The sequence below is a fragment of the Vibrio mexicanus genome (assembly GCF_001012815.1).
Lineage (GTDB): Bacteria > Pseudomonadota > Gammaproteobacteria > Enterobacterales > Vibrionaceae > Vibrio > Vibrio mexicanus.
Genome location: NZ_JYJP01000106.1, coordinates 43796 through 66415 on the forward strand (window position 1 = coordinate 43796; position 22620 = coordinate 66415).

The 22620-nt window shown below is 44.8% G+C and carries 13 protein-coding genes and 5 pseudogenes; 6 read left to right on the top strand and 12 right to left on the bottom strand.

Annotation, left to right across the window (positions count from 1 at the left end):
* Positions 1–42 precede the first annotated feature (42 nt).
* Positions 43–2818 (top strand): annotated as a pseudogene (locus tag UA76_RS15850) (insulinase family protein).
* 126 nt (positions 2819–2944) lie between these two features.
* Here UA76_RS15850 and UA76_RS15855 read toward each other — a convergent pair.
* On the bottom strand, positions 2945–3511 hold the full coding sequence (locus UA76_RS15855) for a VOC family protein (protein WP_420340925.1): 567 nt from the start codon (positions 3509–3511) through the stop codon (positions 2945–2947).
* Positions 3512–3731: 220 nt separating this feature from the next.
* Between UA76_RS15855 and argS the strand changes: the two genes are divergently transcribed.
* Both argS and UA76_RS15865 read left to right on the top strand, forming a co-directional pair.
* Positions 3732–5465, top strand: coding sequence for an arginine--tRNA ligase (gene argS / locus UA76_RS15860; RefSeq protein WP_047048134.1), 1734 nt, complete (start codon positions 3732–3734; stop codon positions 5463–5465).
* Between the two features lie 368 nt (positions 5466–5833).
* Positions 5834–6265, top strand: a complete 432-nt coding sequence (locus UA76_RS15865; RefSeq protein WP_047048138.1) for an HIT family protein — start codon at positions 5834–5836, stop codon at positions 6263–6265.
* A 1322-nt stretch (positions 6266–7587) separates the two neighbouring features.
* Here UA76_RS15865 and UA76_RS23485 read toward each other — a convergent pair.
* The 3 genes from UA76_RS23485 to znuA all read right to left on the bottom strand — a co-directional run bounded on the left by UA76_RS23485 (position 7588) and on the right by znuA (position 12050).
* Positions 7588–9081 carry a helix-turn-helix transcriptional regulator gene (locus UA76_RS23485; RefSeq protein ID WP_052772074.1) on the bottom strand — a complete coding sequence of 498 codons (1494 nt, stop codon included), beginning with the start codon at positions 9079–9081 and terminating at the stop codon, positions 7588–7590.
* Positions 9078–10727 carry a two-component regulator propeller domain-containing protein gene (locus UA76_RS23490; protein ID WP_052772075.1) on the bottom strand — a complete coding sequence of 550 codons (1650 nt, stop codon included), beginning with the start codon at positions 10725–10727 and terminating at the stop codon, positions 9078–9080. Before UA76_RS23490 ends, UA76_RS23485 begins: the two co-directional genes overlap by 4 nt.
* Before the next feature lie 441 nt (positions 10728–11168).
* Positions 11169–12050 (bottom strand): zinc ABC transporter substrate-binding protein ZnuA, encoded by an 882-nt coding sequence (gene znuA / locus UA76_RS15875; RefSeq protein ID WP_047048142.1) that lies wholly within the window; start codon positions 12048–12050, stop codon positions 11169–11171.
* An 82-nt stretch (positions 12051–12132) separates the two neighbouring features.
* Between znuA and znuC the strand changes: the two genes are divergently transcribed.
* On the top strand, positions 12133–12915 hold the full coding sequence (gene znuC, locus UA76_RS15880) for a zinc ABC transporter ATP-binding protein ZnuC (protein WP_047048145.1): 783 nt from the start codon (positions 12133–12135) through the stop codon (positions 12913–12915).
* A pseudogene (znuB, locus tag UA76_RS15885) lies at positions 12912–13696 on the top strand (zinc ABC transporter permease subunit ZnuB). Before znuC ends, znuB begins: the two are co-directional and overlap by 4 nt.
* 76 nt (positions 13697–13772) lie before the next feature.
* Here znuB and purF read toward each other — a convergent pair.
* The 7 genes and pseudogenes from purF to UA76_RS15920 all read right to left on the bottom strand — a co-directional run bounded on the left by purF (position 13773) and on the right by UA76_RS15920 (position 20887).
* Positions 13773–15285: pseudogene (gene purF, locus UA76_RS15890) on the bottom strand (amidophosphoribosyltransferase).
* Positions 15286–15318: 33 nt separating this feature from the next.
* A pseudogene (locus UA76_RS15895) lies at positions 15319–15809 on the bottom strand (CvpA family protein).
* Positions 15810–15872: 63 nt separating this feature from the next.
* The gene (locus UA76_RS15900) at positions 15873–16430 is read right to left on the bottom strand and encodes an SPOR domain-containing protein (protein WP_047048147.1); all 558 of its coding nucleotides are present in this window, start codon (positions 16428–16430) and stop codon (positions 15873–15875) included.
* Positions 16431–17696, bottom strand: coding sequence for a bifunctional tetrahydrofolate synthase/dihydrofolate synthase (gene folC, locus UA76_RS15905; protein ID WP_047048150.1), 1266 nt, complete (start codon positions 17694–17696; stop codon positions 16431–16433). It lies immediately after the preceding gene.
* 42 nt (positions 17697–17738) lie between these two features.
* Positions 17739–18665 (bottom strand): acetyl-CoA carboxylase, carboxyltransferase subunit beta, encoded by a 927-nt coding sequence (gene accD / locus UA76_RS15910; protein ID WP_047048153.1) that lies wholly within the window; start codon positions 18663–18665, stop codon positions 17739–17741.
* Positions 18666–18837: 172 nt separating this feature from the next.
* Entirely contained in the window at positions 18838–19632 is a 795-nt protein-coding gene (gene truA, locus UA76_RS15915; protein WP_047048154.1) for a tRNA pseudouridine(38-40) synthase TruA, read from the bottom strand.
* Between the two features lie 121 nt (positions 19633–19753).
* A complete protein-coding gene (locus UA76_RS15920) occupies positions 19754–20887 on the bottom strand; it encodes a FimV C-terminal domain-containing protein (RefSeq protein WP_052772076.1) in 1134 nt (377 codons plus the stop codon).
* Positions 20888–21071: 184 nt separating this feature from the next.
* On the opposite strand from UA76_RS15920, the gene UA76_RS15925 reads away from it, so the two are divergent.
* Entirely contained in the window at positions 21072–21419 is a 348-nt protein-coding gene (locus tag UA76_RS15925) for a hypothetical protein (RefSeq protein ID WP_047048157.1), read from the top strand.
* Positions 21420–21542: 123 nt separating this feature from the next.
* On the opposite strand, the pseudogene UA76_RS23885 reads toward UA76_RS15925, so the two are convergent.
* A pseudogene (locus tag UA76_RS23885) lies at positions 21543–22620 on the bottom strand (hypothetical protein); the annotation flags it as partial.

Here is a 22620-nt window from a genome sequence, read left to right on the forward strand (position 1 = left end):
ATGAGAGTCATACTTAAGGTAATTCACCGTTGGAGAAAACCTGTGCACCTTAGCCCAAATGATAGTAATGAATACAAATACCTGACGCTAGACAATGGTCTAAGGGTACTTATTGTTCATGACAGTAATGCGCAAAAATCCGCGGCAGCACTAGCCGTCAACGTTGGGCACTTCGATGACCCTATTGAACGTGAGGGTCTCGCACACTATTTAGAGCACATGCTTTTTTTGGGAACGGAAAAATACCCTAAAGTCGGTGAGTTTCAAAGCTATATTAGCCAACACGGCGGTAGTAATAATGCTTGGACGGGCACTGAGCATACTTGCTTCTTCTTCGACGTATCGCCTAATGCCTTTTTTAAGGGGTTAGATCGTTTCAGTCAGTTCTTTACTGCGCCGCTTTTTAACGAAGAATCTTTGGATAAAGAAAGACAAGCGGTTGAGTCCGAATACAAGCTCAAATTGAATGATGACTCTCGACGTCTCTATCAAGTATTAAAAGAGACCATCAACCCAGAACACCCTTTTTCCAAGTTTTCGGTCGGTAACCTAGAGACCCTTGGGGATCGAAATGGGCAAACCATTCGCAACGAAATCTTAGACTTCTACCAAACCCAGTATTCAGCCGATCTGATGACTCTTACCGTGGTGAGCAGTCATTCTATCGAGGAAATGGCTAAAGCCGTCACCGAGAAGTTTTCTTCCGTAATCAATCAAAGCCTTCAAGGGAAGTCCATTTCTGTCCCTTATACAACGCAAGACCACACAGGTATCAAGATCCACGTTGAGCCTGTAAAGGATATCCGAAAGCTAACATTGACCTTTCCACTACCCAATGTAGATGACTATTACAAAGGTAAACCTTTGTCCTACTTTGCACACTTGCTCGGTTATGAAGGCCCCGGTAGCTTGATGATCGCGCTAAAACAGAAGGGGTGGATTAACTCTTTGTCGGCAGGCGGTGGTACTTCTGGTAGCAACTATCGTGAATTCAGTATCAGCTGTGCACTTACACTAGAAGGCATTGAACACATCGACGAGATTACTCAGGCGGTCTTTCATTACATTCATTTAATTTCCTCAAATGACTATGACGAGTGGCGCTATAAAGAGAAACAGGCGGTTCTTGAATCCGCATTTCGCTTTCAAGAACCAACACGCTCTTTAGATCTTGCGAGTCATCTAGTGATGAACATGCAGCATTACCTGCCTGAAGATGTGGTTTATGGCGACTATATGATGCAAGATTTCGATCCATTGTTACTTGAAAAGCTGTCTCGCTATTTCACTCCTGAAAATCTGCGCATGGTGCTGATTGCAAAAGGTGGAAACCACGATAAACAGGCGAAATGGTATAATACCCTCTACTCAGTTTCTCGCTTTTCCTCAGCGCAGATTGAACAGTTTAAGAAAGAAACTGAGCTCGAGTTCTCTCTTCCAGAACGTAACCCTTACATATGCTACGACCTCGATCCAAAGCCTATTGAACAATCTCTCGACACGCCTGAAGTGATTGAAGAGCTGTCTGGATTTAAATTGTGGCACCTGCAAGACAGCCAATTTCGTGTGCCTAAAGGGGTCATGTATGTCGCTATCGACAGCCCTCACGCCGTTGCCAATGCCGAAAACATCGTCAAGACCAGGCTTTGTGTCGAGATGTTTTTAGACTCCTTGGCAGAAGAGACTTACCAAGCTGAAATCGCTGGTATGGGCTACAACCTTTATGCCCATCAGGGCGGAGTGACTCTCACCATTTCGGGGTTTAGCCAAAAACAACCCGAACTTCTCAAGCTCATTTTAAGTCGCTTTTCCGCGCGCGAATTTAGCCCTGCTCGCTTTGATTCAATCAAGCAACAGTTATTAAGAAACTGGGTTAACTCGGAACAAGATCGACCAATATCCCAACTTTTCAACGCAATGACCGGGATTTTACAGCCCAACAACCCGCCTTATTCTGCATTGATAGAAGCGCTTGAACATATCGAAGTGGGCGAACTTTCTGCTTTTGTTGACAAGATTTTGGCTGAACTGCATGTAGAGATGTTTGTTTATGGTGATTGGCACAAAGAGGAAGCACTCGCACTTGGTAATACGTTAAAAAGATGCTCTGCGCGTCAAAGACCAAAGCTATGAAGAATCACTGCGGCCTTTGGTTATGCTTGGCAAAAATGGAACCTTCCAGAAAGAGGTCATTTGCAATCAAGAAGACTCTGCCATTGTCGTTTATTACCAATGCGAAGATATCGACCCTCGCAATATCGCGCTGTACTCGCTTGCCAATCATTTGATGTCGGCGACTTTCTTCCATGAAATACGCACCAAACAGCAACTGGGTTATATGGTTGGCACAGGTAACATGCCACTGAATAAGCATCCGGGTATTGTGCTCTATGTCCAGTCACCAAATGCTGCACCATCGGAGCTTATTAGCTCAATCGATGAGTTTTTGAATGCTTTTTACATGGTGCTGTTAGAGCTTAATGAATACCAATGGCACAGCAGTAAACGCGGTCTTTGGAATCAGATAGCAACGCCAGATACCACTCTGCGTGGACGTGCTCAAAGGCTATGGGTGGCGATTGGTAATAAAGATGAGAGTTTTAATCAAAGACAACGTGTGCTCGAAGAGCTTAAAAACTTGAGCCGTAGCGACATGATACGTTTCGTTGTCAATGAGCTGAAACCTCGAACAGCCAACAGGCTGATCATGCATACACAAGGTAACGTGCACCACGAAGCCGCACCTTTAGATTTGGGGCTAGAGATTGGTTCGATTGAAGAGTTTCAGTTGAGACCGAAAGACTACGATTTAGGTTAGAATGCCTGCCAAAAACTACAGTTGCATATAGTAAAAAAGGAGCTCACGCGAGCTCCTTTCCTTTGAATCAGTAACCAGTCGTATACGAGGTTAGCACTTACGCCTGCTCTGACTCGACAATTCGTTTCAGTGAGTGCGGATGAAGCTTGATACAAATTCCATTGTATTTAAAGCCACGGTCGGGTTGTTCAAACGTTCGCCCTCGCCTTTCGGACTTGATAGCTTTGTTTTAATACCTAAATCTTGCAGATGATCGTATTGCGCACCAAATTCAGGATAAGTATGTTTTAAATCAGCCAGAAACTCGTCTGCGGTTTGGGCATGGGAAGGCACTACAAACTCGACATGCTCCCAACTTTCGCTTGGGTAATGCTTCCCTTCAGCCGGGTAAGGCAACTCCAAGCATTCTATCGACCAACCTTTGCTTTTTAAAGGCTGGTTAAATTCGAATACAATAATTGGCCGCCCGTTAATTTGAGCTTGCGAAATCACCTTACCAAACTCCGTCCATGCAAGGTGGGCTGCTTTTGCCGTTTCTAGCTCGTTAATACGGAGGGCAATATGGTCAGCTTGAGCCAAACTCAAATCCAGCTTAAGCATCACCGCAAGCTCTTCAATTTTTCCCATGAAGGAATCTAGATCTTGGATCATGAGTTCCGGTGTTAAGCGTTTTTCAATCAAATACGTGGTCATTAATGGCTCTCTTTTCGGGGCTTTGTTCTCTATATTCGGCTGCAATAGTAAACCCAAACTATCGTACATTTCCATTTAATCGAAAAAGTAAGAAATTCCCCGAATCGTCTCTGTATGAATAACAATAAAGTTGTTATCATTAGCCCCATTTTTGTGAACTCTAACAGAACTCGGCACTCATTTAGCCGAGTTCTTTGTCCTTGAATAGAAGGAAATGCGTGTGAATATCCAAGCACTTATAAATGACAAAGTATCTCAGGCTCTTGAAGCCGCTGGCGCACCTGCAGGAAGCCCCGCAGCGGTCCGCCAATCTGCAAAACCACAATTTGGCGACTATCAAGCTAACGGCGTCATGGGCGTTGCAAAAAAATTGGGCACTAACCCACGAGAATTTGCTCAAAAAGTACTGGATGTTCTGGACCTTGATGGCATTGCGAGTAAAACAGAAATTGCAGGCCCTGGTTTTATCAATATTTTCCTGAGTGAAGAGTTCCTAGCAAAGCAAGCAGAAGCTGCATTGGCAGATTCACGCCTTGGTGTTGCTAAAGAAGAAGAGAAAACCATCGTTGCTGATTACTCAGCACCAAACGTTGCGAAAGAGATGCACGTTGGCCACCTTCGCTCAACCATCATCGGTGATGCGGTTGTTCGTACACTAGAGTTCTTGGGTAACAAAGTAGTCCGCGCCAACCACATCGGTGACTGGGGTACACAGTTCGGCATGCTTATCGCTAACCTTGAGCGGGTTCAGCAAGCTTCAGGTGAAGTATCCATGGAACTGGCTGACCTTGAGGCCTTCTACCGTGAATCTAAAAAGCTTTATGATGAAGACGAAGAGTTCGCGGTTAAGGCTCGTAACTACGTCGTTAAACTGCAAAGCGGTGATGAGTTCTGCGCAGAAATGTGGAAAAAACTGGTTGACGTAACCATGATCCAAAACCAGCGCAACTACGACCGTCTAAGCGTATCACTCACTCGTGAAGATGTGATGGGCGAAAGCATGTACAACGATATGCTTCCGGGTATTGTCGCTGACCTTAAAGAAAAAGGTTTGGCTGTTGAAGACGATGGCGCTCAAGTTGTTTTCCTAGACGAATACAAGAACAAAGACGGCGACCCAATGGGCGTTATCATTCAGAAGCGTGACGGTGGATTCCTTTACACGACTACTGATATCGCGTGTGCCAAATACCGCTATGAACAGCTAGGTGCCGACCGTGTACTTTACTTCATCGACTCTCGCCAACATCAACACCTAATGCAGGCGTGGACTATCGTTCGTAAAGCGGGCTATGTTCCAGAGTCAACATCACTCGAGCACCACGCATTTGGCATGATGCTGGGTAAAGATGGTAAGCCATTTAAAACTCGCGCAGGTGGTACGGTTCGTCTAGCTGACCTATTGGATGAAGCAGAAGAACGCGCTGCAAAACTGATCGAGTCTAAGAACCCAGATTTGGATGCAGAAGAGAAAGCGAACATTGCTACTACTGTTGCAATGGCAGCGGTTAAATACTCTGACCTGTCTAAGCACCGTACTACAGATTACGTGTTCGATTGGGACAACATGCTCGCATTTGAAGGCAACACAGCGCCTTACATGCAATATGCTTATACTCGCGTTGCGTCTGTGTTTGCTAAAGCTGGCGTATCTATGGATGAGCTTCAAGGTGAAATCAAAATCACTGACGAAAAAGAGAAAGCGCTAATTGCTAAGCTAATGCAATTCGAAGAAGCGGTTCAATCTGTTGCTCGCGAAGGTCAACCGCACATCATGTGTAGCTATTTGTTTGAGCTGGCCGGACAATTCTCTAGCTTCTATGAGGCTTGCCCGATCCTAGTCGCAGAAGATGAGTCGGTTAAGCAAAGTCGCTTAAAACTTGCAGCGCTAACTGCTAAGACAATCAAGCAAGGCCTATCACTACTTGGTATTGATACGCTAGAGCGCATGTAAGCGATTCGAATATAGACAAAATTAAAAAGGTTGATGTGAAAGCATCAACCTTTTGTTTTATCCGGCTTATATACCCAAGTGACTTCAAGATGCAGGATTCAGAGCGTTGTCACGGGTTCAAGTTCAAGGCAAATGACGCAGCGGAATAACGGGTTCTTTCCAAGTCATTTAACGTAGGAATTGAATCCGTGACACGCTCCCAAAGGGCGAGTTTGCCTAGCTCGCACACTTTGTTAACGATTCTCAATTTAGAACCACTAGATTGTCTAATCGTTGCCGCGTTTGCAAACTAGGCAATTCTCGCTGAACCACGCATCCTGAGGTTACTTGGGTATAATGCAATTAATCATCTTAGTCTGGATAAAATAATGAGTTTTGAACTACATCCTCAGTTAGCAAAAGATACCACTGTTATTGGTCATTTCCCGCTTTGTATCGCACTACTGCATAAAGATAACGCAGTGCCGTGGGTTATCTTGGTACCAAAGCGTGCCGACTTGAAAGAGCTGCACCATCTGCCGATGTCTGAACAGCAGCAGTTTCTATTAGAATCTCAAGCCGTTAGCCAAGCTTTAGAAGCGACTTTCCGTCCTGACAAACTGAATTTGGGCGCGTTGGGAAATATGGTGCCCCAACTACACATTCACCATATTGCGCGCTTCAAAGATGATATCGCTTGGCCCGGACCTATATGGGGCAATACAACCGGTGAATTCCGGACAGAAGACGAACAAACCCAAATACTCGAAAGAATCAAAAATGTTCTATCTCTAAGCTCAATTTTCCAAAAGGCTAGTTAGGGCGTGTTGATCTTTCGTGGTTAAATTTTGTTCGAGATAAAATCGTTTTAGGCGCAGCGAAGACTGTGTAGCTAGTCATTCTAAGCAAATAGTCTTCAACAAAGCAAAAAACGATTTTAGCCGAACCCTTCGGGCAGCCTTTGTGGTTCATTTCTACTGCGTTATCGGCTTTTCATGTAGACTAGCTACACATCAAAGCCTCTGTCTTGTATAAATTTCCCACAAAGTGCTGCAAAAATCAGCTCGAAAGAATAACACGCCCTAGACTATTTTGGTTGCTCTGCTCTTTCCTTAAAAGCAACGCCGCATAGCCCTTTCCCCATAAAGCCACTAAATCTTAGGTGGCTTTATCCATCTTCAAGTGCCATCACTAAAAAACATTCCAGAGCGTCATTTTCGCACCTCATCACTCCCCGTTTAGATCCTGAGCCATTAAACCCAAAAACAATCACAAATGAGAAAAGGTTTCATTTAAGATCAATAACGTCATATTTGTAACTTAACTAGTCTATATAAATGTCTAGCTGTCATCGTGGTTATTCATAAACTATCTTGGTGAACGGGTATTTTTATGGTCTTACACTTTATAAGGATGTTTTGTTTCCCCTATTAATGTCTTCCACACTTGGCATTTCTCGTCAATCTCGTCATTTTTGTAAAAACACCAATCGTCAAAAACGTTAACAATAGTCATTTCAATGCCACTCAAAAGTTTGCAAAATGCTAAAAAAAACAAAACCAGAAAAAATAACCGTTACCAATCAATAATTTAAAATGACAAACCAAAAGTGTCGGATTTCTTATGCTTTTCTGGCGTTAATTTTATAAGTAAAAAAAGTGGTAAGACTTATAGTTAATCCATCGAGAGGCAATCGTCCTCGACTTTAGAATTCCAGAGGTAGTATGGCTTGCCATACTACTCCGGCAGCAAGCGAAGGTGTCATTGGCACCCGTGGTATAGTCCCCCGGCTATACCACGATATTTTTTTTCTTATCTCTCCATACCTTACCAACACTGCTTTTCAGCTCTAACTCATTTTTACATATCTAAATCCATTTATAGCTTCACAACACCTAATTTTTCCCTCGATTAAGAAACGCGTTATTGATAGGCCACGAGTGATTCTACAAAGCGTTTATACGGCTACCCAAACGTTATTTAGCGAATCTAAGTAAGTGCATTAGCCACTAACTTGTTGAATTAGTAGCTAATGTTAATTGAGTTTGATTAGAAGAAGCGAGCTTCCATTAGATATGAAGAGTGCGCACTAGAGGATGATAAAAGCTGAAGTTAGTTGAAGCTGAGGTTAGTAAAGCACGGGTTACTCGCTTTCCTCCTCCACGAACTGGGTAGGTGACATGCCAAAGTGATGCTTGAAGCGCTGGCTGAAATACGATGGATCATTAAAGCCACATTCGAATGCGACATCAGAAACTTTGTCGCCCTTCAGTAGCATGCGGCACGCTTGCTCTAAACGAACTTCATTGAGGTATTCTTTAAACGTCTTGTCTTTTGCTTGTTTGAAGCGGCGCTGTAAACTTCGCTCTGAAACATACATCAACTTGGCCGCAGAGTTAGTCCCGAAGTCAGCATTTGCGTAATTGTCTTGTACCAATTGCTCCAACTTCATCAGCCACGGGTCCCCTTCATCTAAAACAGACTCACGAGGTTCTTCTGCTGGTAAACCCAACTCAGAAGAGACAGTCGCCGTTGGCCAAGTCACTTCAACAATATTACGCTCATCATAGGTGTAAAACCTCAGCGTACCACCACTGTTCTCGACCCAAACTGGTAATTCAGTTAATGAAACATCATTGTGGTCAACAGACACTCCACTCTCTAACTGAGGCAAAGCAGAGCCTGGGTCGATAACCTTAAGCGTTGAAAACTCGTTATCACTGTCTAATGTAACCATAACTTGCTGATTGCGATAACAGCGCTTTAAAAGGCTAGCAAATAGCGCATTAAACATGATGTCCAAGTTGAACTCATTAAGTTCAACGTGTGCCGACTTTTCTGGGCAATTATTAACGAGTTCGATGTAAATTCCCGCTTTATTGAACTCTTCTCTCCAGCCATTAATCACCGACGTGGCTACTATGGCAAGATCATGGACTTGTTTAGTGCCCGTATTATCACTTCTTACATTAATCAGTATTTCCAGCTCACTTTGCACGGCGTTAATAAAATGTTCGGCTTTTTGCTGTTCGTCTTGCAACGTCCGGCGGGCAATTTTGCGCAAATTGTTACTGATGGACTCCAGAACCTGCTCAAACAAAATATGTCGGACATGAAGCTGCTTGCGAAGTTGTTGGTTATTGGTCAATAGGATTCGGCTTTGGTGGCGTAGCTGGTTCGTCTTAAGAGCCACCTGAGCTTTAAGCTTGTGGTTACTGCGTAATATCAGTCGTGAACGCCATACAAACGCTAAGCTAAACAGTACAATGACTAGTGACAGAAACAGAGCAATAGTCCAAGCATTCATGTACCAAGGCTTACCAACATTAAAGTCGAGATTGTAGATTTTACTGCCCTGTTGCTGCTGCGTTCGAATACGAACAAACAGTTGATAAGAACCTGGCTGTAAGTGCTCAAATGTAAGTTGTACCCCTTCTAATAATTGCCACTCTTCATTCTCTCCCAATCGATATTCCAACTGCTGACTATTCGATTGAGGCATCAATCCAAACAAGAAACTAATTGACTGACCGTAACCTATGGAAAGGTCGAGTGAATGAGCTTGACCAATGGCCACTGGTTCTTGGTCTACCCTGATTTGGCTAAAGATGACACGGCTAGTCGGGATCTGACTCACCAGAAGCTCATCTGGAAAAACGGTGATAAGCCATAGCGCGAACCCAATATCAACCTACCAGTCCCATCTTCTGAAGCAGAACAAAGGCGAGGAATGAACTCATTGTTTATGATACCAAATGGCCTACCGAAGTGTTTTTCAAGCACGCCATCTACCGTGTAATAAGATAAACCGGAGGACGTAGTCAGCCACACTCCGTCTGAGGAAGATATGACACATTGAGGAATAATATTTGACTCTGCGAGCGTAACTTGAGATATCGTTTCGACGTCATCCAATATACGAAATACACCGTAAGTGCTGGCTACCCAAACCTCCGAGTTCTGCGACTCCTCTATATGAGTCACCTGACCAATCGTTTCACTCTGCTTGAAGAAGCGAACATGCCCATTACGAATACTATACAAACCGTGGTCGGTACCCAAAAACAGACCTTTTTCAGAGCTGGCTTTGATGTCAGTAACCTTTGCAGGTAAGTAAGCACTTATAATCCACTGGTTTGAATAGTCTTTGTATTCCTTACTCTCAGGATTAAACGAAGAGAGCTGGTCGTTTTTGACTGTCCAAATCACCCCGTCGGTATCCACCTCTACAAAGTCAATTTCAACGTTCTTTAAACTTTCGGGTAATTTGTCTATGACCACTTCGCTGGTGACAATATCGATACAAATTAGCCCTTCTTCTGTCGCAACCAGCAGAAGATTTCCAAATTCAGCGATGTCGTTGACGTTGCCCTTAAAAATAAGGTCTCGTTTGGTTTGTCCCTGCAAACTCACACGATATAAACCTAAACTGGTGATTAACCAATAGCCATCTCGACCAGAGCTCTTGCGCATCAAAACAGGTTTTTCTAACTGCTTATCATAGGTTAACAACCGACTTGAAAGACGCTCAAACTTTTGACCAAAGATCGAAAAGTATTGAATCCCCTTATTAGACGCAATCCATATCCCTCCGGCTTGATCGTTCACCAATGAATAGATTTTGTTACCGGCTAACTCAAAATCATGCAATCCACCTTCGGTATACTTCCGGGTCGTCCCGTCGACAAATGAGTAAACGAATAGGCCGTCTTCAGTCCCAATCCAGTAGGCTTGCTCTGTTTCGGTGACGGTTAGAACATGAGAGCTGCCCACATGTTTTAGCGTGCTATTGGGGTCAGTGATATCAATGATAAGTGCGCCATTAAGCGTGCCAATCACCACCTCCCTTCTCTGCTTTGAAAAGTAAGCCATTTCAATAAAGAACTTGCCGGAGTTGGCGACATGATTAAACCCGGTACCGTCGGTGATATAAGTCCCTGAATTAGTTGCAACTACCCAATTAGACAAAACGTACTGGGCATCATTAATGAAGGTCTGACTCGATTCGCTCGATTGATAAAGCTCCATCAATGAGCGGGATTGAAAATCACGTGTATCAACGTTGTAGGTATAAAAATACGTATCATCGGTCAGCCAAATATGGCGATCTGACGAACCAATTTTATTAATTACCGCACCGGGAGTAAGGCTGAATACGAGTTCACGTTCTTGATTAGGCAGAACACGGTAGATTTCATTATCAATAAAAGTCCAAAAAGCACTATCGAGATAAGTCACTTGCTCATAGTTATCATCAAGAACTGAGCCTCGCCTTGGCGACATCGATTTGCCATCAAAGAAAGCGACATTATTGTGAATATCATGAATCCAAATCCCCCTTCTTCACCTAAGTACAGATCTTGAGCCACGAAGACACGCCCTTCAGCCTGAGTCGGCAAAGGGTAGAAAATTGAAGGTGAGGAATCCGACGCGAATGCTGGTAATGAGAAGAGTACGCATAGCATCCAGCGCATATTTTTCGCAATAGTTATATGCAGCAAGCCTTTATCCACGTAGCAACAAGTAAAAGTCCAATGACAGCAAGTTATTTTTTGAAGCTAATTATCTAATACTATACGAATTTTCTTATTTACGACACAAGCTCTACTCTTGAGATAGATAAACTATCGCCACGATCACGACAGCTACAAACCAACCAACTTATTTAAAGTAATTTAACCAAAAAAAAGAGCGATAAATCGCTCTTTTTTACTCATTCATCTGTTACTGAGATAAGCAGCTATAAAAGCTGTTTGAAACTGTCTTCAAGAAATTGAAGTAGCCACCCTGCTCAACCGCCGTTGTAGAGCCAATCGGATCGAGTTCTCCAACTAACACATCACTGCCACGCGTGACAGAGGTGACAATTGCCGGGGTAAATTGTGGCTCAGAGAAAACGCACTTCGCTTTACCCTCAGACAGCGCACTGCGGATTTGTACCAAGGTCTTAGCGCCCGGACGGCGTTCTGGGCTTACGGTAAAATAGCCCAAATGGTTTAGGCCAAACTGCTCTTCAAAATAACCATATGCGTCATGAAACACGTAGTAACCCTCCGCCTGTACGGGTTCCAATTGTGCTTTAATGTCCGAAACAGTTTGCTCTAGGTTCGTTTCAAACTTTGCTAGATTTGCTTTATATTGTTGTTCATTGCCGCCATCAAGTTCAATTAGGCGTTCAGTGATTGCACGTGCAACGGATCGCGAAGGTGCAGTCCCCAACCAAAAGTGTGGATCATGGCTACCATGATAGTGGCCGTGGTGGTCGTGACCGTGTGAATCTTCAAACTCTCGAAGTTCTAAATTAGGGATGTCTGTAATAGTAAGCACCTGCTCATTTTCCGCAACGACACTTTCAAGAAACGGCTCTAAGTCATGGCCATACCAGATCACAAGATCCGCAGATCGCACTTTACGTACATCTGATGGTTTCAACGCATAGTCATGTGGTGATGTATTCGACGCTAGTAGCAAGTCCAAAGAGTTACTTTCGATCACCAGCTCATTGGCAATAAGCTGGATTGGTTTGATACTGGTCAGAACGTTCATCGACATAGCTGGTAAACTAACCAGCAAAGTCAGGGTCACTGCGACAAATTTACGAAACATAAGCTTTATTCTTTACTTTATAGCGTTAAGGGATGACAAATGTTACATTATCACATTAAGTTTTTGCAAATGAGTTTTATTTATGTCTGCTCTCGTAGAGCTAAATAATATCTGCGTCACCTTCAACGATAAGAAAGTTCTCGACTCTATCAGTGTAGAGCTTCACAAAGGCCAAATCACCACATTAATTGGTCCAAATGGTGCGGGTAAATCGACCTTAGTTAAAGTTCTTCTTGGTCTTCAAACTGCCTACACAGGTACCATTACCAAACCTAAAAAGATCAAAATTGGCTATGTTCCTCAAAAATTAAAGCTCAATGAATCACTTCCCCTAAATGTGACTCGGTTCCTCAATTTAGCCGGAAAATTTAGCAAGCAGGAACTCATAGAAGCACTCAAACTTGTAGGGGCTGAACATCTACTTTCAGCCAACATGCACGCCCTATCCGGTGGTGAGACTCAGCGAGTGTTGTTAGCTCGAGCTCTGTTACAACGCCCCGACCTACTGGTACTTGACGAACCCGCTCAAGGTGTTGATGTTCAAGGCCAAATCGATCTCTATAACTTGATAGACTCAATTCGCCCTCGCTTTGGATGTGCAATTTTCATGGTTTCTCACGATTTGCATCTGGTCATGGCTAAAACCGATCATGTTATCTGCTTACAACACCACATTTGCTGCTCTGGCGCACCTGCAGACATTACTAAGCATCCAAACTATCTCGCGCTATTTGGTGACCACCGAACCGATGCGTTAGCTTTTTACCAACATCAACACGACCACCATCATCACGACCTTGCTGGAGAGCCAGTAGCCGAAGACGGTGCAACTTGTTCTCACCATAACCACGGTCATCATTCATGATTGAATTTCTACTCCCTTCGATTTTTGCAGGCCTTGGTATTGCCCTAATTGCAGGCCCTTTGGGCTCGTTCGTTGTTTGGCGCAAGATGGCTTACTTTGGCGATACCCTTGCTCACGCCTCATTGATGGGGCTCGCATTTGGTTTTCTTCTAGATATAAACCTCTACTTCGCACTGCTTATATGCTGTCTCGCGCTAGCTGTTGTATTAGTAACGCTGCAAAGACAACAGCTAATAGCAACTGACACATTGCTTGGTATATTGGCCCACAGTGCTTTGTCATTAGCTTGGTCGCCATCAGTTTTCTCGATAACGTTCGAGTCGATCTCATGAGTTATCTATTTGGTGACCTCTTAGCCGTGTCTCCTGATGATCTTATCTTTATCTATGCGGGCGTATTAGTCGTACTCGGATTACTGGTTGTGTTCTGGCGTCCATTACTCTCTACCACTATCAGCGAAGATTTAGCCGCCGTAGAAGGGCATAACGTTGATCTCATGCGTTTGATTTTGATGTTAATGGTGGGTTTAGTGATTGCCGTCGGCATGAAGTTTGTTGGGGCTCTGATTATGACCTCCCTTCTTATCATTCCTGCCGCAACCGCAAGAAAGCTCGCTGATACACCGGAATCAATGGCGGTATATGCTTCGATAATAGGTGCAATCTCGGTCCTTGGAGGCCTTTCCCTTTCTTGGCATTACGATACCCCAGCAGGTCCTTCGGTTGTACTAAGCGCAACCGCACTCTTCATTGTGTCTCAGCTCATTCCAGCAAAACGATAATCTTATCGATACAAAAAAGGCTTCCAATTTAGGAAGCCTTTTACTTGTTCAAATCTGTCACGAAGTTGCGTCGAGATTATGAGCCTTCGTTGTGCAACTCCAAGTTCGCTAGGTCTTGCTGAATCTCACGTTGGATCTTGGCATCATCACTACGTAGAGACTCTAGATAGTCTAGGTACGTTTGATCGATATCTCCGGTTACATACTCGCCATTAAATACTGCAGTATCAAACTGAGTAATGTCTTGGTTGCCAGAACCTACCGCAGTTACAAGATCTTCAAGTGTTTGGAAAATCAAAGCATCAGCACCAATTTGATCACAGATGGTTTGGTTATCACGACCGTGAGCAATAAGCTCAGTCGCACTTGGCATATCAATACCGTAAACGTTCGGGAAACGTACTTCAGGAGCAGCAGAAACCATAAACACTTTCTTCGCCCCTGAGTCACGCGCCATCTCAATGATCTGCTCTGATGTCGTACCACGCACAATCGAATCATCAACGAGCAGTACATTTTTGTCTTTAAACTCAGAACGGATTGCATTTAGCTTACGACGAACCGACTTTTTACGCTGCTGCTGGCCTGGCATGATGAAAGTACGCGCGATATAGCGGTTTTTAACAAAGCCTTGTCGGTATGGTTTATCAATCGCTTGAGCAATGCGTAGTGCAATATCATTCGACGTTTCTGGTATTGGAATAACAACGTCGATATCAAGGTCTGCGTACTCTTCTTTAATACGCTTACCAAGCAGTTCACCCATTTCTACACGCGCACTGTATACAGAAATCTTATCGATAAATGAATCTGGGCGAGCAAAATAAACAAACTCAAAGATACATGGGTTCAACGTCGGGTTATCAGCACATTGCTTCGTGTGCAGTTCGCCATCGAATGTTGCGTACACAGCTTCACCTGGCGCAACATCACGAACAAAGTCAAATCCTACCGCATCTAATGCTACAGATTCAGATGCCACCATGTACTCAGTAACACCATCAATTTCACGCTTACCAAGACATAGAGGCGAATGCCATTTGGATCACGAAAAGCAACCATACCGTGACCGATAATCATTGCCGTCACAGCATAAGCGCCACGAATAGTACGATGAACATTGGCTACAGCGCGAAATACATCTTCAGATGTCACATTACCCTTAACCGTATCAATTTCATGCGCCAATACGTTCAGTAGTACTTCTGAATCAGAAGTTGTATTGACGTGACGACGGTCTTTGGCAAACAATTTTTCGCGAACTTCGTTGGCGTTAGTTAGGTTACCGTTGTGAGCAAGCGTGATACCAAACGGTGAGTTCACGTAGAAAGGTTGCGCTTCAGATGCGCTTGAGCTTCCTGCTGTAGGGTAACGAACGTGCCCAATACCAACCGTTCCTTGAAGGCGTTGCATGTGTTTTGCTTCAAACACATCTTTAACTAATCCGTTTGCTTTACGCAGACGAAAACGATTGCTTTCTATGGTACAAATACCAGCGGCATCTTGGCACGATGCTGTAATACCGTCAATGCGTCATAGATAGACTGGTTTACAGGCGTTGTACCCACGATTCCAACAATACCACACATGTCCTAACCCTCGATTTGCGACAATGACTGGCGCTAAATCGCGCCAGATAAGAAACTTGATGTTGCTTGTAAATGTTCAAAGAACGGTGCGATGATTCGGCTGAACTCAGGCACCAGTTCCGACGCTTTCCACCAAACTGTGTCTGGTGCTGTTGTGAAAGCATCCATAAAGAACAGGCCTGCAGATACGATAAGAACTCCGCGCAACGCTCCAAAAACGATACCCAAAACTCTATCGGTGCCCGAAAGGCCCGTTTTCTGCACTAATTGTCCGATGACATAATTGACCACGGCTCCAACAATCAATGTTGCAATAAATAGTGCAGCGATCGCAGCGCCATTACGGAACATGTCGTCTTCGATATTTGAAAAGTACACTGCAAGTTTCGCATAGTACTGACTGGCGATGAAAAACGCGCCAAACCAAATAACAAGTGACAATGCTTCCTTAGCAAAACCACGAACTAAACTGATCACGCTGACAGCCCGATCACACTTAAAATGACAATATCTAACCAATTCATTTTGTACTTACATCTTAAGTTGGCGCGCATTTTAACAGAAAAAATGCTGACGCAAACGTTTTCTTATGGATTTAGTGGTTTAAATTTAAGCAATCGGCCTTTCGAACCAGTAATTTTTTCCAATTCAATCAATTGCCGCTCAAGTTTACTTTTCGATACATCTGGCCCAACAATAACTCGAGTAAAATCGTTCTCTTTTTTGGTATGAGCCTGATAACCTCGATTCTGAAGATCTTTGACTAGATTCTGCGCATTATCCGCATTTCTCAGCGCCATAAGTTGAATGATCCAAGCGCTGTCTTGGTACTCATTCTTTTCTGGAACTTCATTGACCACAATATCGAGGGGAAGAGAGTCTTCTTCAGGTTCGGCGGCTTCTCCAACAACCGCTTCACCAACCACAGCTTCAACTGGTGAGTCTGGAAGCGCAACGATATCCTCGACAGGGTCAAGAACCTCAAAAGTCTCGATATCGCTCTCTAACTCCGGTTTGATTGGAATGCTGGCTATGTCTTCTTTGTAATGTGCCTTTTTACCGTCCAGAACGTCTGGCAAAACGATAACACCGATAGCTACCAGAATGATTGTCCCAACTAAACGGCTTTGAAACTTACTTGCCATTTACTCTCCTTTTGTCTGCCTGTGCTCTAAGACTTCACCAACAGTATGAAATGAACCAACAACCAGTATCACATCTTGCTGATTTGCACTTGTCAACGCAGCTTCAAAAGCTTCAACAGGCGTTTTGTAGCTCGAATTGGCTTCAGGAAGGTGCTCTAGCAGTTCTTGTGCTGACGCCGCTCGCGGGCCAGTTAAAGAAGCCGGGTACCAATCACCGGCAATAGGAGCAAGAACTTCTAGAGTCGCCGCAATATCTTTGTCGTGAAGCATAGCGACGACAACATGTATTTTTTGATTTGGGTAGCGTTGCTGAACTTGACCACGTAGATACTCCGCAGAATGCGGGTTATGGGCGACATCGAGCAAAATGGTCGGTGCGTCGCTGACTTTCTGCATGCGGCCAGGCAAAGAGGCGTTTTTCAATCCATTAACGATGTTTACATCACTAATATCGAGCTCGGCACAACCCAAAGCCATCAAAGCAGTGGCTGCGTTCGGTAATGGTAGGTTTGGCAGAGGCAAATCGTCTAAGCCAAAAGAGCCACTCGCCCATTTCCAAGTTTTGTCATCGACCATTTCATACCGGTACTGGATACCCACTTGGTGAAGCGTTGCCTTAATATCATCAGCATGAGCCGCAACCGTTGATGGAGGTGTTGGTTGGCCACATATCGCAGGCTTGCCAGCTCGGAAAATACCGGCTTTCTCAAAACCAATCACATTGATGTCGTCGCCGAGCCAATCTACGTGATCGAGCGCTAGGCTGGTGATAACCGACACATCATGATCAACCACATTTGTCGCATCAAGACGGCCGCCTAAGCCAACTTCAAGCAGTACAACGTCTACTTTTTCAGTTTGGAAAAGACGTAAAGCCGCTAACGTTCCGTATTCAAAAAAGCTAAGCGTAATGTCACCACGCTGCTTTTCAATGAAGTCAAAAGCTTCTGAGTGTTTTTCATCACTCAAATCTTCGCCGTTGATTCGCACACGTTCGTTGTATCGAATGAGATGTGGAGAGCTGTATACGCCGACGGAATAGCCTGCATCGAGCAAGATGGCTTCCATTAAAGCACAAGTTGAGCCTTTGCCATTGGTTCCGGCAACGGTGATAACAGTGGGAGCAGGTTTGGTTAATTGAGCTTTCTTGGCGACGGCTTCAACGCGTTCAAGGCCAAGGTCAATTGCAGAAGTGTGGATGCTAGTTAAATAATCAAGCCACATCGATAGAGGTGATGTGGCTTGAGGAATAGAGATTTGAGTCATCTAACTGAAACCATAAATGTTAGGTCATTGTTAGTGTCTACTTTACCCTTTTTCTTTCGCTTCTGGTACATCGTAAGCGGCTTCATTTGGAGAATCGTTCACAGAAACAACCAGAGGTGACGCTTGATTAGTCAATTTCGCGATTAGGCTACCAACACGTTGACGCATTTCACGACGGTCAACGATCATGTCAATGGCACCGTGCTCAAGCAGGAACTCACTGCGTTGGAAGCCTTCAGGAAGGTCTTCACGTACCGTTTGCTCGATAACGCGGCGGCCAGCAAAGCCAATCAGAGCTTTTGGCTCACCGATGTTGATGTCACCTAGCATCGCTAAACTTGCAGAAACACCACCCATTGTTGGGTCAGTCATTACCGAAATGTACGGTAGGCCTTTGTCAGACAAACGCTCGAGCGCTGCACTGGTTTTGGCCATCTGCATTAGTGACATTAGCGCTTCTTGCATACGCGCGCCGCCACTTGCAGAGAAGCACACAAGGCCACAGTTGTTTTCAATCGCCGCTTCTACTGCACGTACAAACCTTGCACCTACAACAGAACCCATCGAGCCACCCATGAATGAGAACTCAAAAGCACACGCCACGATAGGCATGCCCAATAGCTCACCTTTCATTACAACCAGAGCATCTTTCTCACCGCTGTTCTTTTGAGCAGCAGAGATGCGCTCTTTGTAACGCTTAGAGTCTTTAAACTTAAGCTTATCTCTTGGCTCAAGCTCACTTGCGAGCTCTTCACGGTTGGTTTCATCCAAAAATGTTTCTAAACGACGACGCGCTTTCATGCGCATGTGATGGTTACATTTAGGACAAACTTCTAAGTTACGTTCCAGCTCAGCGTGATATAAAACTTGCTCACAAGAAGTACATTTTGTCCAAACCCCTTCAGGAATGGATGCTTTGCGTGAGCTTACGATGTTGCTTTTTTCTAAAATCTTTTCAAGCCAACTCATGGAAGACCTTTTCTCTTAACACTTCCGCTGCATTGCGAAAGATACAAATTTGGAATTTATGCGTTGTGGATTAAAGCATATTAAATGCCAACTGTAGACAAAAAACTGGTTGTACCTATTTCCTGTACTGTCATCCCATATTTTTCATAAAGTTAAATCGTTCGAAGATCGATCAGCTTAACTCATCTGGGAAAAACAGAGGACCAATTGGTGCTCTAGGTAAACCAAATGTTTCAGGGTAATCAACATCGACTAGATACAAGCCTTCAGCTTTGGCCGTCGCGCCAGCTAACTTGCGATCTTTGGCTTCTAACAGCCACTTGATCCACTCTGGTTCTTGATCGCCTTTACCAACCGCAATCAAGCTGCCTGTGATGTTTCTAACCATATGATGAACAAAGGCATTCGCTTTAATGTCAATCACCACATATTGACCGTGGCGAGTCACATTTAAGTGCATAATATTACGCCATGGGCTACGAGACTGACAATGAACAGCTCTAAAGGACGTGAAGTCATTCTCACCTAAAAGGTATTGACCGGCTTGGTGCATCTTTTTTTCATCGAGTTCGCCGTGATAGTGGCTTACCCCTGAAGATAAAATCCCAGGTCTAAGCTGGCTATTAAAGATGACGTATCGGTATCGACGCGCCGTTGCAGAGAAGCGAGCATGAAAAGACTCATCGACTTCCGTAGACCAACGTACAGCGATGTCTTTCGGTAGGTTTGCATTCGCCCCCATAGTCCAGGCTACCATTTTGCGAATCGATGTCGTTTCAAAGTGAACGACTTGCCCTGTTCCATGAACACCAGCATCAGTTCTGCCAGCACACTGCACTTCAACCGGATGATTAGCCACGATACTGAGCGCTTTTTCTAGCTTTTCTTGAACACTCTGTACATCTCGCTGCCTTTGCCAGCCAAAATACTTAGTGCCGTCGTACTCAATACCTAACGCTATCTTCATTGGAATGTCTCTTTATTGATGGGGCGGGAAGTATATATCTAAATAGGGTGATATTTCTAGATTGGGCTTAGCTTTGAAAGCGGCCCTGAAAACTAAGGGGAGCTAAGCTCCCCTTTAAGATTTAACTTTGACTATTAATCAAGTCTATGAGGTTTTTGGCCTCTCTTCGAATCTCATCGCTGCCATCAACAATGGCTTCTTCAAGCAATTTCTTCGCACCCGATGAGTCGTTCATTTCCATATAGATTTTGGCCAAATCCAATTTACCCGCTGCTTCCGCATTCGAGTCAACATCGGTATCACCAATATCCCCAATAACATCTGGGAATTCATTCAAGCCAACATCTAGCTTCAGTTCTTCCTCTTCTGGTGTTAACGGCTTCACTTCCTCTTGCTCTACCTCCGCCATGAGTTCATCAATGGTTCGGTATTGATTCGATTGAGGGTCAAACGATGGTAGTTCGTCTTGCTGCTCCCAATTTTCGTCATCTACAGTCGCTTGTTCTGGCGCATTACTACTGTCCCAAACGCTTTGCTCATCAGCAGGGATCTCGTCTGAGATTGACGCTTGTTGCTCTTCAGAAAGGCTAAAGCCATTCCAGTCTTCCCCACCCATTTCTAGCATCGCATCGATATCCATACCCGCGCTGTCTGAAGTTTGAGTGTCAATCTGACCATCGAAGGCGAAACCTGCTTGATCGGCATCAGAAGACTCATCGAGCAGCTCATTAAAGCTCTCTTCGTCAAACTCTTGGTGAGCAAGCTCTTCAGAACTTGAAGACTGGAAGACGTCAAACAAAGCATCCTGCTCATCCGACAGACTAGAAGTATCAGCACCACTTTCAACATTGGTGCTGTCTAATGCCTCTAACTCGCCAAACTCAGGAAGCTCAAAATCTTCCAGAACGGCTTTGGAGTCGTCGACGCCGTCGCTCTGGAGTTCGTTAAGCTCTTCCATTGGAGGAAGTTCTTCATCGAGTAATGCATCGTCTTCATCAAACGTCGGCAATTCTAGTTCATCAAGCTCAACAGGCGCTTCAGGTTCGAAATCAGGAGTTACTTCTGATTCAACAGTCGGAGCCTCTGGTGCTAACTCTTCGTCAGCTACCTGTTCATCAACTATCTGCTCATCAAGAAGGGCATCATCTTCGTCGAACGTCGGCAGCTCTAGATCATCAAGTTCAACAGGGGCTTCAGGTCTGAAATCAGAAGTAGCTTCTGACTCAACAACCGGATCCTCTGGTGCTAACTCCACATCAGCTACCTGTTCATCAAGAAGGGCATCCTCCTCGTCAAACGTCGGCAGTTCTAGATCATCTATCTCAGCAGCGTCTCTAGTTCTACCTCTGGCGCAAGCTCAGGCTCTACAACATCTGGCGTTTCAACCGCTAGCTCTTCATCACTCAGCGCTTCATCGAGTAAGGCATCTTCTTCGTCGAATGTTGGAAGATCTAGGTCATCTATCTCAGCAGGCGACTCTAGTTCTGCCTCTGGCGCAAGCTCAGACTCTACAACATCTGGCGTTTCAACCGCCAGCTCTTCATCACTCAGCGCTTCATCGAGTAAGGCATCTTCTTCGTCGAATGTTGGAAGCTCTAGGTCATCTATCTCAGCAGGCGACTCTAATTCTGCCTCTGGCGCAAGCTCAGACTCTACAACATCTGGCGTTTCGAATGCTGCCTCTTCATCACTCAGCGCTTCATCGAGTAAGGCATCTGCTTCGTCGAACGTTGGAAGCTCTAGGTCATCTATCTCAGCAGGCGACTCTAGTTCGGCTTCTGGGGTAAGCTCAGGCTCTACAACATCTGGCGTTTCAAGTGCTGTCTCTTCACCAATCGGTGATTCATCAAGTAAAGCATCTTCTTCGTCGAATGTTGGAAGCTCTAGGTCATCTATCTCAGCAGGCGATTCTAGTTCGACGTCCGGCGTAAGCTCCGACTCTGCAACATCTGGCTTTCGAATGCTAGGTCTTCATCACTCAGCGCTTCATCGAGCAAGGCATCTTCTTCGTCGAACGTTGGAAGCTCTAGGTCATCTATCTCAGCAAGCGACTCTAGTTCAGCCTCAGGCGTAAGCTCTGATTCAGCAACTTCTGGAGTTTCAAGTGCTAGCTCTTCATCGCTCAGCGCTTCACCGAGTAAGGCATCATCTTCATCGAACGTCGACAGCTCCAGATCATCAAGCTCGTCAGGTGCTTCAGATGCGAATTCAGGAGTCGCTTCTGATTCAACCGCCGGAGTCTCTGATTCAAAAGCCGGAGCCTCTGATTCTGGCTCAGGCTCATCAATGATCCAATCGTCGTCTTGAGGCATGCCAAACTCATTTTCCACAGCCTCTGGCATAGGAAATTCTGGTTCGGCGCTCTCAATCTCATTTGTTTCTTCGATATGCTCTTGAATGACTTCTGATGAACTATCCTCAGTAAGGCCTTCTGGCTCTTCTACTGAAGCCGGAACCGAATCTTCGGCTGGTGTTGGAACTGAATCCTCATCAACCTCTTCGATATCTGGAGCCAGTTCGGCTTCCAAGTCAGCCTCAACGTCGTCTTGAACTTCATCATCAAGATTCCAATCATTCAGCTCTTGTTCCAGCTTATCGACGTTTTCTGATTCTAGCGGTTCATCTAAGTCAAACTCTTGCTCGCTCGCCCCTTCAATTTTTGGGTCGAAGTCGAAGTCATCGTCACCAAAGTCAGGGTTCTCAACTTCTTCTATTGCAGAAGACAGCCAATCGTCTTCTTCCTCGGTTTCATCAATACCATCGAGGTTGGATGCTGGCGCTTCAACAGAGTCTGAGCTGGTCACGTCAATTTGTGCTGACTCGTCATCACTCGCGAATTCACTTGGCTGGTCCAACAATGGGTCACCGGCTGGCGCGGCATTGAGCATATCATCAATGAAATCATCGCTAGAGAAGTCTTTAGGCTCGCTCGCTTCTGCTTCTGCTTCTGCTTCTGCTTCTGCTTCTGCTTCTGCTTCTGCTTCTGCT

What these genes read in the sequence shown, in the direction of transcription:
- UA76_RS23490 (WP_052772075.1), bottom strand. Translation starts at nt 10,727, where the DNA reads ATGTCGCCAAGGCGAGGCTCAGTTCTTGATGATAACTATGAGCAAGTG.
- UA76_RS15855 (WP_420340925.1), bottom strand. Translation starts at nt 3,511, where the DNA reads ATGACCACGTATTTGATTGAAAAACGCTTAACACCGGAACTCATGATC.
- znuA (WP_047048142.1), bottom strand. Translation starts at nt 12,050, where the DNA reads ATGTTTCGTAAATTTGTCGCAGTGACCCTGACTTTGCTGGTTAGTTTA.
- UA76_RS15925 (WP_047048157.1), top strand. Translation starts at nt 21,072, where the DNA reads ATGTTGGAAGATCTAGGTCATCTATCTCAGCAGGCGACTCTAGTTCTG.
- folC (WP_047048150.1), bottom strand. Translation starts at nt 17,696, where the DNA reads ATGACTCAAATCTCTATTCCTCAAGCCACATCACCTCTATCGATGTGG.
- truA (WP_047048154.1), bottom strand. Translation starts at nt 19,632, where the DNA reads ATGAAGATAGCGTTAGGTATTGAGTACGACGGCACTAAGTATTTTGGC.
- accD (WP_047048153.1), bottom strand. Translation starts at nt 18,665, where the DNA reads ATGAGTTGGCTTGAAAAGATTTTAGAAAAAAGCAACATCGTAAGCTCA.
- UA76_RS15865 (WP_047048138.1), top strand. Translation starts at nt 5,834, where the DNA reads ATGAGTTTTGAACTACATCCTCAGTTAGCAAAAGATACCACTGTTATT.
- znuC (WP_047048145.1), top strand. Translation starts at nt 12,133, where the DNA reads ATGTCTGCTCTCGTAGAGCTAAATAATATCTGCGTCACCTTCAACGAT.
- UA76_RS15900 (WP_047048147.1), bottom strand. Translation starts at nt 16,430, where the DNA reads ATGGCAAGTAAGTTTCAAAGCCGTTTAGTTGGGACAATCATTCTGGTA.